The organism is Pedobacter frigoris (genome assembly GCF_032678645.1).
Taxonomy (GTDB): Bacteria; Bacteroidota; Bacteroidia; order Sphingobacteriales; family Sphingobacteriaceae; genus Pedobacter; species Pedobacter frigoris_A.
The window spans coordinates 156,726-175,646 of record NZ_JAVTSP010000008.1 but is presented as its reverse complement, the minus strand read 5'-3'; the positions used below and the strand labels follow the sequence as shown (position 1 = coordinate 175,646).

Annotated in this window: 12 protein-coding genes; 4 read left to right on the top strand and 8 right to left on the bottom strand. The window is 42.5% G+C overall.

Translation table 11 applies throughout. The features are described 5' to 3' along the window. Window positions 1–215 precede the first annotated feature (215 nt). A complete protein-coding gene (gene map / locus R2Q78_RS20455; protein WP_316794420.1) occupies window positions 216–980 on the top strand; it encodes a type I methionyl aminopeptidase in 765 nt (254 codons plus the stop codon). Between the two features lie 10 nt (window positions 981–990). Then, entirely contained in the window at window positions 991–2,337 is a 1,347-nt protein-coding gene (locus R2Q78_RS20450; protein WP_316794419.1) for a MutS-related protein, read from the top strand. A gap of 162 nt (window positions 2,338–2,499) precedes the next feature. Here the strand turns inward: R2Q78_RS20450 and R2Q78_RS20445 are convergent, their stop codons facing one another. The 8 genes from R2Q78_RS20445 to R2Q78_RS20410 all read right to left on the bottom strand — a co-directional run bounded on the left by R2Q78_RS20445 (window position 2,500) and on the right by R2Q78_RS20410 (window position 13,966). Then, window positions 2,500–3,636, bottom strand: coding sequence for a TlpA disulfide reductase family protein (locus tag R2Q78_RS20445; RefSeq protein ID WP_316794418.1), 1,137 nt, complete (start codon window positions 3,634–3,636; stop codon window positions 2,500–2,502). An 11-nt stretch (window positions 3,637–3,647) separates the two neighbouring features. Next, window positions 3,648–5,090 carry a PKD-like family lipoprotein gene (locus R2Q78_RS20440; protein ID WP_316794417.1) on the bottom strand — a complete coding sequence of 481 codons (1,443 nt, stop codon included), beginning with the start codon at window positions 5,088–5,090 and terminating at the stop codon, window positions 3,648–3,650. After that, window positions 5,077–5,886 carry a DUF4843 domain-containing protein gene (locus tag R2Q78_RS20435; protein WP_316794416.1) on the bottom strand — a complete coding sequence of 270 codons (810 nt, stop codon included), beginning with the start codon at window positions 5,884–5,886 and terminating at the stop codon, window positions 5,077–5,079. Before R2Q78_RS20435 ends, R2Q78_RS20440 begins: the two co-directional genes overlap by 14 nt. A gap of 27 nt (window positions 5,887–5,913) precedes the next feature. Beyond that, on the bottom strand, window positions 5,914–7,410 hold the full coding sequence (locus tag R2Q78_RS20430) for a RagB/SusD family nutrient uptake outer membrane protein (RefSeq protein WP_316794415.1): 1,497 nt from the start codon (window positions 7,408–7,410) through the stop codon (window positions 5,914–5,916). Between the two features lie 32 nt (window positions 7,411–7,442). Then, window positions 7,443–10,769 carry a SusC/RagA family TonB-linked outer membrane protein gene (locus R2Q78_RS20425; RefSeq protein ID WP_316794414.1) on the bottom strand — a complete coding sequence of 1,109 codons (3,327 nt, stop codon included), beginning with the start codon at window positions 10,767–10,769 and terminating at the stop codon, window positions 7,443–7,445. A gap of 270 nt (window positions 10,770–11,039) precedes the next feature. Then, on the bottom strand, window positions 11,040–12,197 hold the full coding sequence (locus tag R2Q78_RS20420) for a FecR family protein (protein ID WP_316794413.1): 1,158 nt from the start codon (window positions 12,195–12,197) through the stop codon (window positions 11,040–11,042). A gap of 205 nt (window positions 12,198–12,402) precedes the next feature. Beyond that, on the bottom strand, window positions 12,403–12,984 hold the full coding sequence (locus tag R2Q78_RS20415) for an RNA polymerase sigma factor (protein ID WP_316794412.1): 582 nt from the start codon (window positions 12,982–12,984) through the stop codon (window positions 12,403–12,405). Between the two features lies 1 nt (window position 12,985). Next, window positions 12,986–13,966: a glycoside hydrolase family 43 protein gene (locus tag R2Q78_RS20410; RefSeq protein WP_316794411.1), complete on the bottom strand. Its 981-nt coding sequence runs from the start codon at window positions 13,964–13,966 to the stop codon at window positions 12,986–12,988. A gap of 449 nt (window positions 13,967–14,415) precedes the next feature. Between R2Q78_RS20410 and R2Q78_RS20405 the strand changes: the two genes are divergently transcribed. Further along, on the top strand, window positions 14,416–17,565 hold the full coding sequence (locus R2Q78_RS20405) for a TonB-dependent receptor (protein WP_316794410.1): 3,150 nt from the start codon (window positions 14,416–14,418) through the stop codon (window positions 17,563–17,565). Window positions 17,566–17,576: 11 nt separating this feature from the next. After that, the gene (locus R2Q78_RS20400) at window positions 17,577–18,911 is read left to right on the top strand and encodes a RagB/SusD family nutrient uptake outer membrane protein (RefSeq protein ID WP_316794409.1); all 1,335 of its coding nucleotides are present in this window, start codon (window positions 17,577–17,579) and stop codon (window positions 18,909–18,911) included. The last annotated feature ends 10 nt before the right edge of the window (window positions 18,912–18,921 follow it).

Genomic DNA, 18,921 nt, shown 5'->3' with positions numbered 1-18,921 from the left:
ATACTTATTTTAATGTTTCAGTTAAAAATTCATGTTAATTGTGTTTAGTGTATGCTTCATAATGATACCAAACCTTGAAGTTTTTGGCACTACTTTGATTATTAGTGGTTTATGTTTTTGAGTGTGTAAAAATATTGTAGAATCTCTCTACACTTTGTTGAATAAGGAAGCAGATTTAAGCGTGTTTCGCTATATTTACATAAATCACCAAGCTTATGTCAATCACATCACAGGAAGAACTTTTAGGAATGCAGCAAATCAGCAATGCCGTTGCGGAAACATTGAAACAAATGCGCGAACATGCTGCTCCGGGTATGACCACTAAGGAACTGGATGATTTTGGCGGCAAGCTGCTGAATGCAATGGGAGCCAAATCTGCACCAAGGCTGACTTACGACTTTCCGGGCTGGACCTGCATCAGCGTAAATAACGAGGTAGCACATGGTATCCCAGCTGAAAATAAAGTTCTGAAAGAAGGTGATCTGATCAATATTGACGTATCTGCAGAACTGAATGGCTTTTGGGCAGATAATGGAGGTTCTTTCATTTTGGGGGAAGATATTAATCAGCTTCAGCCGCTGGTAGATGCATCGAAACAGATTCTTAAGAAAGCCATAGCGCAAATCAAAGGGGGAGTTAAGATCGCTGAAATAGGTAGGTTAATAGAGACTGAAGCCAAGAAATCAGGATATAAAGTAATTAAAAACCTTGCAGGACATGGTGTAGGCAGGAGCTTGCACGAAGAACCTCATGAAATACTAAACTGTTACGATAGGTACAATACCGGCCGTTTCAAAAAGAATTCTGTAGTGGCCATAGAGACCTTTATCGCGACTAACTCCACTTATGCTGATCAGCAGGAGGACGGCTGGACATTAATAGGCAACAAAGGTGGCTTTGTAGCTCAGCATGAACATACCATTGTGGTTACCGACGGGCAGCCAATGATATTGACTTCAGTAAATGGCATCTGGAGTTAATTGACAGTCGATGGAAAGATTCGATGTTGATGCGCAGACATTAAATGACCTTCAGATTTTTGGAAAAGGAAAACGCGATAGGAGCGTATTTTCTACATTCAACTTCACCACAACATTGGGTGGACTGGAAAAACTAAGGATCATTTTTGAAAATCCCTTGATTGATGTCGAACTCATTGCCCACAGAAAACAGTTAATCGCCTTTTTGCAGGAAGAAGCTATCGAAATGGATTTTGATAAGGAATCCATAGATTTCATTGAATTCTTCTTAAACCAGAGAACGGAACCTAAACCTTTCAGTAAGTTCCGGGTGGTGAAAGATAGCGTGAACAACTTCACCGGGCTTACACAGGAGAGCTATAATAAACTGCGTGGCATTCATGGGATTTTAGACCTGATAAAAGTATTGCATGAGTTTTCGCAATGCTTAAATGACGATGGTCTTCCTGAACTCCTTTTGAATATAAAAACTGCTGTTTTGGAAATAACGGCAATACCTGATATAAAATCCGGCTTGAACACCCGGCCCCGAATATTAAACATTGCCGAACTGGCTAAGTGTGACTTCCTCATCAGAAAGACCTTATTGAAGAAAATCAAGGGGCTACTGGAACTGGTGTATCAGCTGGATGCTTACCTCTCTGTCGTAAAGGCCGCAAATACACATGGCTTGAGCTATCCGGTTTTGAACAGGGATAAACAGCGTCTCATCAAAATGCAAGGTGTATTTCATCTGTTTGTAGATGATGTAGTAGCCAATGATGTGGAATTTTCGCTGGATCAGAACGTGTGTTTTGTCACGGGGGTAAATATGGCAGGCAAGTCGACTTTCCTCAAATCCATCGCTGTTTCTGTGTATTTGGCACATTTGGGATTCCCAGTGCCTGCCCGGTACATGGAGTTTAGTGTATTTGATGGTTTGATCACCACCATTAATTTATCAGATAACCTAAATGAAGGATATAGCCACTTTTACAATGAAGTAAGGCGGGTAAAACATGTGGCTGAGAAGATCAGCGCTTCAAAAAGTATGGTAGTTGTTTTTGATGAATTGTTCCGGGGTACCAATGTAAAGGATGCATACGATGCTTCACTTTCGATTATCGATGCTTTTTCTAAGATCAGGGACAGTTTCTTTGTCGTGTCGACTCACATCACTGAAGTAGCAAAAGAGCTGGAGCAGAACGCCAATATCAATTTCAGTTTCCTGGAAACAACAATGGTAGATGGCCAGCCGATTTTTAGTTATCAGTTGAAAAAGGGGATTACTGATGAGCGAATGGGAATGTGGATTGTAGAGAATGAGGGGATACTGGAAATCCTGAAAGGCAAGATTGAAAATAATGTATTGAAATAAAGAGGGTGTATCATTAACTTAAATCTTGCCATTTTTATGCTCATCGTCATCCTGAATTTATTTCAGGACCCCGCACCTTCATAAAAAGTCTTTCTATTCCGGGATCCTGAAATAAATTCAGGATGACGAAGGTTAATGATACACCACTTTTAATCTGAGTCGTTAGTTCAACAATTCGTTCAGTTTCTTATTCAGTACTTCTCCCATCAGGTGAGCGCCAATAATTTTACCATCAGGGCTGATCAGAAAATTAGCTGGTACACCAGATATGCCGTAAACTTTACGGGCTTCACTTTCCCAGCCTTTCAGGTCAGATACCTGCGTCCAGGTCAGTCCATCTTTCTTGATCGCTTCCAACCACTTAGCCTTATCACTATCTACTGAAACACCCAGAATTTCAAAGCCTTTGTCTTTGTAAGCAGCATATTGCTTCAACAGGTTGGGGCTTTCTGCACGGCAAGGTGAACACCAACTGGCCCAGAATTCTACCAGCACGTATTTGCCTTTATAGTCTGATAACGATACCGCTTTTCCATTAGGGTCTTTTTGTGTGAAATTAGGCGCAACTGAACCAAGCGCAGTGACTTTGTCTGCATTGAGTAGTTTATATAAGCTTTGTCCATCATACGACAAACGCAGTTTCTCACTCATTTTGTTGAATACTTCAAGAATCACCTCTGGCTTGTTGCGGTAATTCGCTTCAGGTAGACTGTGCATCGCAAAGTAGGAGTTAGGGTTTTTACCGGCGAATTCCAAAATCTTTGCCCTTCTAGAAGCCTGCATATCGTTTACCTGTTTATCCAGTGCCTTAAAAAACAAGGTGTCCTTTTTTTGCTCGGGACTGGCATGACTTAGTATAAAATTAGCATTGTGGTGTATGGTCATTACGGGCGGACCAACGGCTTTTATAAAAGCGATAGATTCATCATAAACTTTAGAGCCTGTCCATTTCGCATTGTAGAGGGAATCAGCAGAGTTAATCTGGATGTTTTCTTTTCCAAAGCTTGGATAAATGACATCGCCCAAACCACCGGAGCCATAGATCTCCTTATCTCTGATGCCCTCACGTGAGAGCGTCATCCGGCCGGAAGCAATGTTTGCAATGTATCCGGTAAATTTGAAAGTGCCGTTTACCAGTTCGCAAGAATCTGATTTGCCGCTGCCATCAGAACCGTAATCCAGGTAGATCTTTGCGGGTTTGTTTAAGTTCCCAATTTTACCACTAATGGTAAAATTGGGTTTTTGAGCAACTGCAACGATTGGCGAAAGTGCAGCAAGTATTAAGAATTTCAATTTCATATGTGTGTTGTTTATCTGATTGCCATATCCATAGGGTTCCCCGGGATACCTTCAATTTTTTTAATAAATGAACCATATTCACCGGTGTTGATATTGGTAAACCAAATGGTTCCCTCGGTTCCCACCATTAACGTTTTCTCATCTTCGGAGAGTTTCAGCATTGTGATGGGCTTACCTCCAAAATTTGTAGTGATATCCCTTACTTCCTGATTAATAGGGTTGTAAATAACCACTTTGCTGCCTGAGGCAATATAGATTACCCCATTTTTAGCGCCCTGCCATTTGGTGTCGGCCGTGATCAGGTCCTGACGGATAAACTCACGCTTGTGCTGCGGGGTAAATGTAAAAGGCCCGGTAAACTGCACGTTGAATTTCAGCTCGTAGATCTTACCGTCTGTTTGTTTCATATAGGCGAAACAGTCGGCATTGTTCAACTGGATCAGTTTTACCAGGTCCATGCCTACATTCATAGGATCGAATATGGTTGTGCTGCTTACGGAGTACTGCGTTCCGAAGTAAGCAGGGGCACCGTATAGATTGATCCTTTGGAACTGTCTTTTATTTTTATCAAACACAATAAAATAGGTGCCCGGACCAGTTTCTGCCATTGCAAATGAAGGCGCAAGTTCATAATCGCCTTCTGCCGGCAAACCAAACATGCCGTATGTAGCCGCCTGATCCCAGGTACTCGTAGTACCACCATAGAACTTACCATTGATCACGCCCATCATTACCCCCTGAGAATGTGCAAATACGGAGCCTACCTCCAGATTATCCGGTGGGGTAAAGAAATTGTCTTTTAAGGTCTGAGGGTATTTTTCTTCTTCCATCATGGTATTGGATTGTAACCTGATGCCGGCATTTTTGGTGATGATCCAATACCCTAGTAATGTTCCGCCCGTGTTTTTATTTCTCAGGAGGAACAGATTGGTAGGGTTAGGGGGTAGATCTTTACCTTGCATAGCCTTGTAAAGGCGTGCTTGGAGCGTACCGTCGGGTTTCAGGAAAGAGAATTGTGTAATTCCATTTTCAACACTAAGTATACTGGTTCCGGCATTGAATTCCGTAGCACCCTGCACCATAAACTTATGGAAGTATTTCATCCCGTTGGTTTTGTTATACACGGTCAGGAGTGCCGAATATCGTTGTGCCTGCAATCCGAAGATGATTTTCATCACGGGGCCTACGTAGGTTACATCGTTCCCTTCCATCACACTGATTTTCCAGGAAAGTTCCAGCTGTGCGCCTGCAGGGCCTTTTACTTTTGGATCTATCTTCAGACTGTCGCCTACCGTTGCGGTATATAGTGTATCCAGAGCGGTCACCTGTGGCTCTACAGGCATGTTGATGTCGTAGTCGCCCAGGTCTTTATGACAGGCGGAGAGGGAAACTACAAGTACTGCCAGTGCCAGTAGTTTTCTGATAGCTATGTTTATTTTGTTAAATGACTTCATTGCCGTTTTCGTCTATAAAATAATATTTACCATTCTGTGTGTTCTTCCTCAGCAAAGTTTTCTTTGCAGGATTGTTGGTGTTGTAGAAATAATAGTCTGTATTTCCTGCGGTTACTTCTTCTAAAACATATTTTTTCAGCGGATTTCTGGCTACCCAGTTAAACGGATTGTTCAGCATAGTGCTCAATAATCCTACATAATAGAGGTTTTTAGGTGCATCAAGTCCGTCTGTCGACATAGAAGTCTGCCCGGTAACGAGGATAAACAGTTCATGCTTAGTTCTCGAGTAAGGCGGCAATGGCCAGGTATCCCACCAGTGCGGTTTTTCCAGTTTTGCAGAGAATACTACTTTGGCCCTGATGATGTATGGGTTTTCAATCCCAAGATCGCTGGTGCCGTTCAGTTTTACGATTATAGACACAGCGCGGTTTTCCAGTTCTTTGTCTTTGTTGTAGATCACCAGGGGGATATAGCCAACGCCTTTTCCAGCTGGTATGCTGTAGCTTGGTTTCAGTGCTTCGTAATGTAATCCTGACTTAGCGGTAGAGCTGTCGGTCTCAATTCTTGCAGTAAATGTCCTGGCTACATCTGTCCGGATGCCGGAAAGGCGTGCTGCCAGCCATACGGTATCTTGTGGGATGGTAGGTGTGTAAGCAAAAGTCCTTACAATGCTGTCACGGTCTCCATCCCTGAGGTCAAAATAGACATTGGCTGCATGGTCAAATTTCATCTCCTCTGCCTTTTTACAGGAAGCGAGGGAAATCACTGCAAGCAATATGATGATATATGGTTTCATAATTTCTTTTTTAAAATATAACATTGTTTATCTGCCTCCGTAAACCAATTCGTCGTTCGGTAAGGGCAGGACGAAAATATTGTTCGATGCTGGGATAATTGTTCCTGTTTGCCCTACAATGCCTCTGTTTAGTCGCTTGTACATATAAAACAACTGTCCTTCAGCCAGTGTCTCTTTTCTTGTGTCCTTAATCAGTTCCTTCAGGAAATCTTCCTGTTGGTTGCTCACCGGAAGTTTATCGCCGATGTCGCGTGCCGAACGCACCTGGTTCAGATAGTCATAAGCTTTCGCAGGATCTGTTGGGTAAGTAGCTTCTGCAGCGATGTAATACATTTCGCTCAGACGAATGGCAGGTGCCATCAGGTAATGCAGATTTGCTGTTGCGGTCTCACTCAATGGATTCCTGCGGTACTTTAAGATCTCAAAAAATGGAGAATTTCCCTGCACAGAATTTTTGGAAAGGAAATATTTATAGCGTGAGTCCATTGATCCGGCAGTTTGCTTTTCATAGATGAAATCTGCAGCATCCTCAATGAGATGAAAGCCATAGGTGCCGGTGCGAAACCACCAGTCTTTAATGTCTTTTGCCATTCCGGAGATGTACCAGCCAAATACCAACTCTTTATAAAGGATGCGGTCTTTTTTTGCCTCATCAAATGCGCCAAAATCAGTGCTTAGTGTCCATGGGAACTTTTTAGCATCGATCACTTCTTTTGCGTTGGTCAGTGCATTGGCCTTGTCGTTTTTATAAAGATATACCCTGGCCAGCGTGCCGCAAACTGCATAGTAGTTAAGACGGTGCCTTCTGTTCTGCAGAAATAGAGATGGAGAATTCAATTCTGTAGTAATCGTAGTATCTGTTACAGTAGGGTATCCTACTTTGTAACCTGCGCTGCGGATGGGATCTCTTGTCAGCAATCGCTTGGCTTCTTCCAGGTCTTTAAGGATCAGCGTAATGGTTTCAGAAACATTACTCATCGGTGTCGGGTCCTTGGTATATCTTGAAGCATACGGTATACCCTGTGCGGTAGGATTACTGAGATATGAAGGGGCAAACAGACGCAGCAGGTCAAAATGGAAATATGCCCGTAGTGCAAGTGCTTCACCTTTCACAATCTCGTAATTTGCTCCTGTGAAGATGTTCTTTTTCTCATCCACATTTTTTAGTACCAGGTTGCAGTTTACAATGGCACTGTATAAGCCTGCCCATATTTTATCCTTTCTTTCTATAAACTTCCCGTGTTTATAATTGTACAGGGTAGTCTGTCTGTAGTCCTGCAGATCTTCACGCATAGAATAATTCTGCGCCAGGGCTTCAGTTGTGCCGAAGGTTAGTTCAGCACCATAAAGTTCGGATACATTAGCACGGTTGTATATCCCGTTGATGGCATCCATAAAGCCGTTTTCGGTAGAGAACAATACCGGAGCGGCAATCTCTGATTCGGGCTGCAGTTCCAGCCATTTTTTGCAGGAGGAGAACAATCCTGTAAGCAAAAACAATCCGATTAATAACTTCTTGTTCATATTTTTATATTTTAAAATATCTTTAATCATTCCTAAAATCCTGCTCTTAAACCAAATGTGATACTTCTGGCAAAAGGATAATCAATTCCTCTTTCTTGTTTCACGGATGACCAGCGCAACACATCATTTGCGGTGAGGGTGAAGGTCAGGTTAGTCATGAAAAGTCGTTTTGCATATTTCTGATCCAGATCGTAAGACAAAGCCAGTGTCTCCAGGTTCAGCATATTGTCTTTCTGGATAAATCTGGAGTTGACCTCCGTTGTTCCTATATCAGTAATGTTCTTGTAAAAACTCTGGTCTCCGGATTGTTTCCATTTCTCTTCAAACACCCTTCTGTCTACATTATATTTAGGATCGGCATTTTCTACTCTTTCTACAAGCGTGAGGTTGTACATATCGCCTCCAAAATAGGTTCTGAAGTTGGCCGACAGGTTGAAACGCTTGTAGTAGATATTGGTTCCGAAAGAACCGTCCAGCTTAGAATCTGCATTTCCGATAGGCACGATATCTCTCTTGTCATATTCGTAGCTCAGGGTGCCGTCACGCTTTACGTATAGTTCACGGCCGTTTTCCGGATCTATACCTAAAGAAGGTACTCCATAAATGGTATTGATCGACTGGCCTTCTCTGTACCTCAACAATGGTATACCTCTGAACCCGCCGTCTTCTGGTTTCTCTGATTGCAGGTCATTTGCCTTGTCTTCGTATTTCTTAAGGGCATTGGAAATTCTCAGGATTTTGTTTCTGTTGGTTACAAAATTACCGAAGAAGCTTACATTCAGTCCTTTGCTGCGGATGGCTTCCCACCTTAGGTTCAGCTCGGCGCCTCTGTTTTCCATATCCCCAAGGTTTTCTTTGTAGGAAAGAAACCCTGTTGAAGGAGGAAGGGTAACATCAGCAAGGATATCTTTGGTGAATTTTCTATATACTTTTGGAGTAATGGTCAGGCGATCTTTAAACAAACCAAGATCAATACTGATGTCTGTCATCCTTGTCTTCTGCCAGGAAAGGTTTTCATTGCCGTAGTTATCTACGATAGCACCAATACCGGATGAATACCAGTTACCGGTGTTGTATTTATAGGTAGTCCTGGACAGGTAAGGGGAGAACTCAACGGAACCGGTCAGTCCTGTAGAAGCCCTTAAGCGCAATTGGCTAATCACGTTATTGCCTTGCAGGAATGGTTCGTTGTGCAGGTTCCAGCCTAATCCCAATGACCAGAAAGGCGCCAGTTTATTGTCTACTCCAAATCTCGAGGAGCCATCAACCCTTACCGTAGCGTCCAGCAGGTATTTATTTTTGAATGAATAGTTGGCACTCAGGAAGGATCCGAATAACCTGGTTTCTTCTTTTTTACTGCTGGGCTTTCCATCTTCAGCATATCCCTTGGCAAAGCCAATACTGGTAAACCTGTCGTTTGCAAAACCAATGGCTGTAAAGTCTTTGGAATCTTTCATTTCACTTCTCACGTTCACACCGCCAACGAAGTTGATATAGCTCCCGCCAATCTGTTTCAGCCAGGTCATTCTTAAGGTACCATCCCAGATCAGCTCTTTTCGCTGACCGTTAAAATACTCACCTTTCTCATCTGCTTTATCGGTGGTATACTCATAAAATTTATTGGCAAGCGGTGAGGTGAAGATGTCGTCGTTGTTCGAACGGCTGGTCAAACTCATTTGTGCCCTTAGTTTCAGGTCTTTTACCAGCTCAAGCTCCGCAGAAAGGTTGTCAATGATCTCGGTATAAGCTGATTTGTTGAAGCTGCTCAACTGGGCGTCGAAAAGCGGATTAAATACCAGGGTTCTGGACCTGTCCTGTTTTTCCCATGTATCTATCACCTGCGGATATCTTCCGTAAGCATCCTGCATTGGGAAGTAAGGATTCATCCTTACATAGTTTTTGAAGTCGCCATATGGAGATTCCGTTCCCGTCACCTGGGCTATAGACAGGTCATTTCTGAACTGAAACTTATTCAGGTTGTACATGAAGTTCATACCCCCTGAGTACTGATCCCTGGAAGAACCTTTCATGACACCCGGACGGGTCTGGTAGCGGACATCCACTCCATAACGGAATGCATTGGAACCACCGTCAAGACTTACGGAATGCTTCTGGCCTGCAGTAGTGCGTACCGGTTGTGACAACCAGTAAGTGTTTACACCTCCAACAACATTTGCATACCTGTGGTAATAGAGTTCATTCAGCAGATCCTGGGACATACTTTGTTTACTACCATCATAAAGTCCGGCCATTAGCTCGTATTCCATTTTTTCTTTTGCATTCAACACCTGGTAGTCGGACAGGTCCGCACCCGTTACATTGAGCTCGTAGTTGTAATCTACACGTAGTTTACCTTCTCTTGGTGCCCTTGTGGTGACTACCAAAACGCCGTTTGCCGCACGTGAACCATAGATGGCTGTCGCCGCCGCATCTTTTAGCAGGGTGGCCGTTTCTACCCTGTTGATGTCAAGGTCAAATATCTTTTGTACGTTTACCTCGTATCCATCCAGGATAAACACCGGCATATTTACCCCGCTCGTAAAATCATCTCTCCTTAATACTTCTCCGTCTCCGCTTGGTAGTGCAGATGAACCCCTTACATTGATGTTCGGGATACGGTTGGGGTTTGATCCTGCAAGGTTATTCTGCTGCAGTTTAAAAGAGGGATCAAAAGCACCAATGCTAGACAGTAGGTTTTGAGGATTGATTTTCTTCAGATCCGCTCCGGTCATGGTAATGGCCGTACCTGTATAGCTTTCCTTTTTGATGGTCTGGTAACCTGTAATGATGACATCAGTCATCTGGTTTACCTCTTCTTCGAGGCTTACGTTAATGGTTTTATTATTCCCAACCTTTACTTCTTTGGTTTTGTAACCCACATACGCAAACACAATCACATCTTCTGAAATGGCATTTATGGTGTATTCACCGCGGTCATTACTTTGGGCCCTGATATTCTTGTCGGCTTTCAGATAAATGGATACTCCCGGGATGATTTCTCCCGTCTTGGCATCCGTAACCTTTCCAGAGATCTGGGCAAACTTAGCTGGACTGCCGGAGTTGTTTGGCACGTTCCTGATGACAATGGTCTTGTTGACGATGTTGAACGTGAGGTTCATTTGTTCTAAAGTTGCCTTTAGTGCCTCTTCCAGACCTATGTTCTTCAATTCTACATTAATCTTTTGTGTATTAATGTTTACATCGCCACTGTAAAAGAACAGGTAGCCGGTTTGTTTTTTGATGTCATTGAAAACCGTTTCCAGGCTTGTGTTCTTCCTGGATATATTGACGTTTTGCGAATAACTTGCGGCAGACAAATGCATGGTGCCGATCAGTAATAAAATAGCAACTAATTTCATCACTATAAATAGTTTGTACTTTACCCTCCGCATTGTGCACACGGGGTTGTAAAGAAAAGTTAATTTCATACTTTTGGAATAGAATAAAGTGAACAATTGCAGCCGGGGCTTCAAATCTGGCTGCTGACATTTTTTTTAAGCCGGAAGTAGTGAGATACTTTCGGCTTTTTCTTTTGTGGTTCCTAGCAAATGAGTAAGTTTCTGATCATCAGATAAAGGTTTTTGGTTAAAAATCGGTTAGTTGGTTATGTTGATGTGGGACGATTTGCTTTAAGGGGTGCCAGAATAGGAAACCTTAACGGTTTTACCTTTTATTTCAAAGTGTACATTGTTGAGCTCAAGTATTTTAAATACTTCAGATAATTTGCTGCTTCTGGGTATGCCGCCAAAGAATTTTTTGTCGGGTATGTAGCCTGTATAAACAATATCTACATCATACCATCTGGAGACTTCGCGCATTACTGATTTCAGATTGTCATTGTCGAAGAAAAACTGATCGTTAATCCATGCAACTTCTTTTTCCGGATCTATATCTTTTTTCGATAATGAAGTACTGGTCCTGTCGGCAAGAACCTGCTGTCCCGGACTGATCATCATATTGTTCTGACCCAGTAATACCTTAACTGATCCTTCGAGCAGTGTAGTCTTGATCTTTTCCTCATTGGTGTAGGCATTTATGTTAAAATGCGTGCCTAATACCTCAACAGTTTGTCCTTCGGAAAGTACCTGAAAGCGTTTGCCTGTTTGTTTGGCTACTTCAAAATAAGCTTCTCCTTTTAACTCAACGACCCGATCTGATTTCATAAAGGAATTTGGAAAGGTCAGGGAAGAAGCTGCATTCAGTTTTACCTTAGTGCCATCTGACAGGACTATCGTGTACTGTCCTCCGTTAGGAGTAGAAATGGTATTTTGGGTAGGTTCACTGATTGTATTTTCATCTCCTGTCACATTATACACAACCTGTCCATCAGCTGTTTTTGTAATGTTAATTCCAGTTTGAGTACTGATCTGGCCTTTAGAAGCATCATCCAAAACGATCTTTTTTCCATTGGCAAGTGTCAATATTGCTTTGTTACCGCCTGGATCAACATCGTTAGCGGAGGCTGTAAGACGGTTATTATTTGTTCGCGGATTTAACATCAGGAAAAGGGTAACAGAAAGCATCAGAACAACTGATGCTGCAGCAGCATATTTTATCCATTGCCAGGAGTTGGCAGGTTTATTTGTGGCATAGTTAAGTTCTTGATCAATACCGCCTTTTATCAGATCTTTAATGCGGACGGCATCCTCATCAGTAAGACTTAAATCTTCATTTGATTCGAAGAGATCATAATATTTCTCAAGAAAAGTAACTTCTTCAGGGGAGGCAGTTCCCAATCGGTATTTTCTTAAAATATCAATAAAATATTGTTTGTAGTTGTCTTTCATCGTTAGGTTTATATATACATGAGTCGGTTTTTTTAAAATAGCCCATGCAGATTGAAAATATTTTTAATTTTTTCATTTACGTTCGTCATCCTGAATTTATTTCAGGATCCCGGACATGCATAGAGTTTTTCTCTTGCGGGATCCTGAAATAAATTCAGGATGACGAAAGCCTCAAAACCATTCACTACTGTGACATACAAAAAGATTACCTTGTTTGATACAAAAACAGCAGCAAATGCATTAAAAGCATCGAGGATCTTAGCGTAGATAATGCTTTTCCTAATTGATTTCTTACAGTTTTCGGCGAAAGCTCCAATTGATCTGCAATTTGCTGACTGCTCAGTTCTTCTTCGAAACGCATTTTGAAGATAATGCGTTGTTGTGTCGGGAGTGTATTGACGAGTGCATTAAAGGCAATTAAAAATTCCTGATGGAGCACTCCGGAATCAGCTCCACCAAACGGACTTTCCAGTTGCTCCGCTGCATCAGGCAGAGCAGAATACTTTGCCTCTTTTTCCATCTTTTTAAATACCCCGTTTCGGGCGGCAACCATCAGGTATGCCGGCAGGTTATCTATCTGCGTTTTGGATCCTCTGGTCCAAAGCTGTACGAAAACATCCTGGGCAATATCCTGCGCCTGCTCTATGTTATTTAGTCTTTTGTAAGCGGCATTGAAGACCTGCTTCCAGTACTTGTTGTATAATATGTCGAAGGCATGTTTATTCCCCTCACTTAGCTGAAGCAGAAGTGCATTGTCTTCTAAGCTATGGGAATTGTCATCGTACATTTTATAACCGATTTGCTTTTACTCCTTCAAAGGTAATCTTTACTGGTTTAATATGCCCATTTTCATCAAATTCCATTTTGTCAATGCAGGTTGCACGGTGATTTCCATTGGTTTCTCCCAATGGCCTGCGATGGTAGATAATATAATAGTCTTTGGTTTTAGGATTTTGTATGACAGAATGATGCCCTGCACCTGTCGCGATTGTTGGGTCTTGTTTCAGTATTTTGTCAATCCTGTTGAACGGTCCCAGAGGCGAGTCTGCTATTGCATAAGCTACCGAATAATTTGGTCCCGTCCAGCCGCCTTCCGACCACATGAAATAGTATTTGCCATTGCGGATGAACATAAAAGGACCTTCCACATATCCTTTGGGCGTGACCTCTTTATACATTGTCCCATCTGGGAATGAAACAATACTTTTAAAATCATCACTTAGCTTAACGACATTACAATGAGACCAGCCGCCATAATAGAGGTAGTGCTGCCCATCTTTATCTCTAAAAACATATTGGTCTATAGGTTGTGCTCCATTATGGAATTTGTCAATCAGCGGCTTGCCGATATGGTCTTTGAAAGGGCCATAAGGTTTATCGGAAACCGCTACGCCAATACCACCTGTTTCCTGATCATTTTGAATGTCATTAGCGCCAAAAAACAAGTAGTATTTCTTGCCTTTTTTTATAATTGAAGGTGCCCACATGGCCTTGTTTGCCCATTTGATATTATCCTTATTCAAAATATTCGGATGCTTTTTCCAGGTAACCAGATCTTTTGAACTGAAAGCATCCATAAAGATCTGCTCTTCATATTTTGCAGAGTAGGTAGGGTATACCCAATATTCTTTTCCGAAAATGGTTGCTTCAGGATCAGCATACCATCCCTGGAATATCGGATTTCCTGATGTGCTTTTTTCAGGCGCTTTTTGTGCGAGTGTTGACAATGCCAAAAATGGCAGACAGAATAAAATGATAGGGCTCTTCATTTATTAATTTTTTTAAAGAATATTGTTCGGCGTGTCCAAGATAGAACATTATCAACTTTAATGCAAAGAAAAAGCGTTTTAGCTGTGTCAAAAAATGGGAGGCGGCAGGTGAGTGAATTATATAATCTACTAAATCAGTAGATTTAATTTGTTTTTATTAAAAATGCGCTTACATTTGCTTGCTAATGACCAACATTAGTTCAACATGAAATTAAAACTACACCACAAAAAAGAACACGCTCGGGTTATTTCTAATGGGATGAATTCCTTCATCTGTTGTTGTTGCTGTTTCATGCAATAACATTTTCTGTTATTTTTTTAGAATAAACAATAAAGACAGGAACGCTAATTCCTGCCTTTATTAAAAGCATTCAGTATGCAACGCCAATCACTTACTGAAATGCAGCAGTTTTAACCATCAATTTTTATAATTAAAACTTTTTAAAGTTATGCAAAATTTTAAAAAGGGTAAGCGATATGCTTATGCCTTATTAAAAATGATATTGCTGTTCAGCAGCAGTATAACGATACTGATCTCGGTATCTCAACGATCTTTCGCTCAAAATCAACCAATTATCAATTCTACCTTAAAAGGGCAGGTAATTGATTCTTTAACAAAACAAGGGATTCCCGGTGTAAGCATTCACATTAGCGGTACTACTCACTCGGTACAGACCAGTAACGATGGACGCTTCGATTTTGTAACCGGACAAAAGTTTCCGTATAAGCTTGAAATCAGGCATATCGCTTACGAGATAAAAGATGTGGTAGCCACAGGTAGTCCGATCCTTATCCGCTTAAAAGAGCTTTCCAGCCAGTTAAGTGATGTCGTGATTGTTGGCTACGGTACCCAGACCAGAAAAAGTGTGGTCGGCTCCATCGCCAAGATCAATGCATCAGAAACAAAAAGAGTACCGGTAGCCAGTTTTGATGCTCAACTGCAGGGGAGAGCAGCAGGTGTACAGGTCAATACTTACTCTGGTTCACCTGGTGAGGGTGTAAAGGTACAGATACGTGGTACAGCTTCCATCAATGCAAGCAACGAACCACTGTATGTGATCGATGGTGTATTCGTCAATAATAATTCACTTTCTACACTTGACCTGGGTGGCAAAAGAACTTCGCCTTTGGCAGACATCAACCCTGCTGATATAGAAAGTATTGAAGTTTTAAAAGATGCCAGCGCAATAGCGATTTATGGTTCCCGGGGTGCTAATGGGGTTATTCTCGTGACTACTAAGCGGGGTACCTATAATTCTGGCCGCACGAAGTACAACCTGGAGGTATCGCATGGCTGGCAGGAGGCTGATCCGGACAGGTTATGGAAACTGACGACTGGTCCGGAACATGCCGCACTGGTAAACGAACAGTGGATCAACTCGGGAATAGATAAGCCCAGCTTGAATCAGACTTATGCAAACAGACCTTTTCGTCCGGTTAGCGAAGTGGTCAATGGTGTGGCAGGCAGAGGAAATCCTGAAGATCAGCAAACCTATGATCGTCTAAGCAGGGTATTCAGAACGGCTCAGCTCAGTAATTACGATTTTGGAATCCAGGGTGGGAGCGATAGGATCAGGTATAATATCGGAGCAGGTTATACCGATCAGGAAGGCATATTGAAACCTGCGGATTTCCAGAGAGGAAGTTTCAAACTCAACCTGGACAGCAAGCTGAGTGATAAGATCACACTGAGTTCGAGCAACGGTGCTTACCGCACATTCAGGCAGCAGATTCGGGGTGGCGCAGGGCAGCAGGCCGGGCATTTGCTGGCAGCATTACATCATCCTACTTATTTGCCCTTGTTGAACACTGATGGTACACCGGCAAGGGGCTCTATCTACGAGAATATCGATAATCTGACCAATACTGATATCACGAATATCTCTACGGTCAGCATCCGGTACATCGGTAACCAGTCGGTGGAGTTTGATATTCTTCCGGGATTGAAATTGAAATCTTCGGTGGGGTTGGACTACAACACTTATGATGAAAGGGAGTTTTTTAACGACCAGACCATTATTGGTGGAGCACCAAATCCCCTGGGTTATCGTAAGGATGTACACACCACTAGTACCATATTTCAGAATGAGCAAACGCTCGCTTATACAAAAGCGATCAATAAACGCCATAACATCTCGGTGTTATTAGGAAATAGTGTTCAGACTACCGACGTTCAGATTTCACAGGCTGTAGGGCAGGGCTTTCCAAACAACTCATTTCAGCAGATCTCGGCGGCATCGGTAAGGACCGCAGATCAGCGCAGATCGAGATCTACTCTTGCTTCTTTCTTTGGGAGATTTAACTATGGACTTGACAACAAGTACTTTTTTGAAGCGGTATTGCGTGCAGACGGATCGTCTAAATTCGGTGCAAATAACCGCTGGGGTTATTTTCCTGGAGTTGGAGCCTCATGGCGTGTGAAGCAGGAGGATTTCCTAAAGGATAATGAAAGCATTTCTGAACTTAAACTAAGGTTTAGCGCAGGCTCTGCCGGCAATCAGAATGGGATCAACGATTATGCTGCCCTTGGCTTATGGCTGGGCTCTGCTGCTTACCCTGATAATCTGACCAGCGGACCGAAACCTGGTGTTGCTCCGGCACAACTCAAAAACCCTGATCTGAAATGGGAAAGAACTACAACCTATAATGCTGGTGTCGATCTGGGCTTATTTAAAGACCGGATCTTTGTGAATTTTGATGCTTATTATAAATATACAACAGATGCATTGCTTTACCTGCCAGTCCCTCAATCTACCGGTTATTCAAGTACGCTGGCAAATGCCGGAGAGGTAAGTAACAAGGGTATTGAATTGGGTATCACAGGCAATATCATCAAATCAAAGGACTTCGAATGGACTGCCAATTTCAACTTAGCACGGAATGTAAACCGGGCCGAGAAGCTGGTGAGCCCAATTACGTTCGAAGCAAGGGAATATAGAAGAACAGAGGTAGGTGCTCCTCTGGGAAGTTTCTGGTTGTATAAACAGTTATATGTAGATCCGCAAACAGGAGATGCAATATTCCAGCACGGTGATGGCACTACGGGAACTACTGTTACCACCGCCGATCGCCAGTTGATGGGCAACCTGATCCCGGAATTCTTTGGTGGATTTTCAAACAGCTTTACTTACAAAGGGTTTGACGCAAACCTGTTTTTCTCCTATCAGTACGGCAATAAGGTGTTCAACTTCAATAAATACATATTGGAAGGCGGGGGAACAAGGGATGCTTCAAGATCTATATTGGCAAGTCAGCTCAACAGGTGGCAAAAGCCGGGAGACATTACCAATACACCGCGGGTAACGAGTGTAGGTAACAACTACAACATCGAACAAAACAGCCGCTACCTGGAAGATGGTTCTTTCATCAGACTAAAAACAGCAAGCATAGGTTATACGCTTCCCAACTCAGTGACTTCTAAGGCAGGCTTAAATAAAGTAAGGTTGTATGCTTTGGGAACCAACCTCTGGATCAAAACCAAATATTCTGGTGCTGATCCTGAAAGCTCAGGCAGTTCGGGGCAAAACCTGGACGGGCTGGATACAGCCACTCCACCACAACCACGGGGAATTCAGTTTGGTGCCAACATCACTTTTTAAAATAAACTATTATGAATAAGATACATAGATCGCTTTTACTCCTGATATTCACTACCAGTCTCTTTTCTATTTCCTGCAGAAAATTTCTGGAAGAGAGCCCATATGATACCATCCCGGATGAGAATACCATTTACGACAAATCATCCGCCGAAGCAGCTGTAAGGGGAGCATATCGCTCTTTGGCCAGTTTAAATTACAGCAGCGGTTTTCAGAATACGATACTGCAGTCGGGGGGCGACATTAAATCACTGAACAATGCGCAGACTGATCTGAATGTGATCAATTACGACCTCCGTTCTGATATTGCATTTTTATCCACTTACTGGGGGAATTTTTACAATACCATTAACCGTGCAAATCATGTCATTGAGAAATTACCCATCGTAAATGACATTAAGCTCAGTACTGTGTTGAAAGATCAGCTATTGGGCGAAGCCTATTTTATCAGGGCCATCTCTTATTTTGACCTCGCACGAACCTTCGGAAATGTACAGATCTTTCTTACGCCGACTAAGGTAGTAGAAGATAAATTCAATGTGAAGCAAAGTACGCAGGCTGAGGTGTATAATCAGGTGCTGAGTGATCTCAATAAAGCAGAGCCATTATTGCCGGTTACTGTGCTTAGAAACAGGGTAGCCCGGTCTACTGTAAATGCATTACGCGCCAGGCTTTATTTATACACTAAAAAATATGCTGAGGCAGAAGCGGATGCCAGTATCGTCATTGGTAATGCTGCATACAAACTGATCAAACCTTTTGCCCTGGCTGCAGGAACTACAGAATCTGTTTTGGAGCTGTCTTACAGTGTAAATGATGTCAATGCCGGATATGCGCAATGGAATACCAGCAACCGGGCACTGGAGCCTAAAGCAGTAATTCATAACCTGCTGAATGACCCTGCTGTTGGAGGCGACAGAAAACTACTTTCAGTAAAAAATTCATCCGGACAATTTATCGGGGGGATTTACCCTACGAATACCTCGGCTGCCTACCTCATCAGAACAGCCGAAATCTATTTAATCAGGGCTGAAGCAAGGACGTTAAAAACCAGTCCAGATCTTCAGGGAGCAATTGATGACGTCAATGCGGTAAGGTTAAGAGCAAATGTCCCCGCCCTTCCAAATACACTCACTAAAGAAGATATTTTACTGGTGATAGAGAACGAAAGAAGGGTAGAGTTTGCCTTGGAGCCTTTCCGCTGGTTTGATATTGTGAGGACCGGAAGAGCGGCAGCGGTGTTTAACCTGAACGATCCTGATAAATACATTTTTCCAATTCCCGCCGGGGAAATACTGGCAGATAAATCTAAATCCCTGAATCAAAATCCGGGTTATGGTAAAAATTAATCTTCAATAA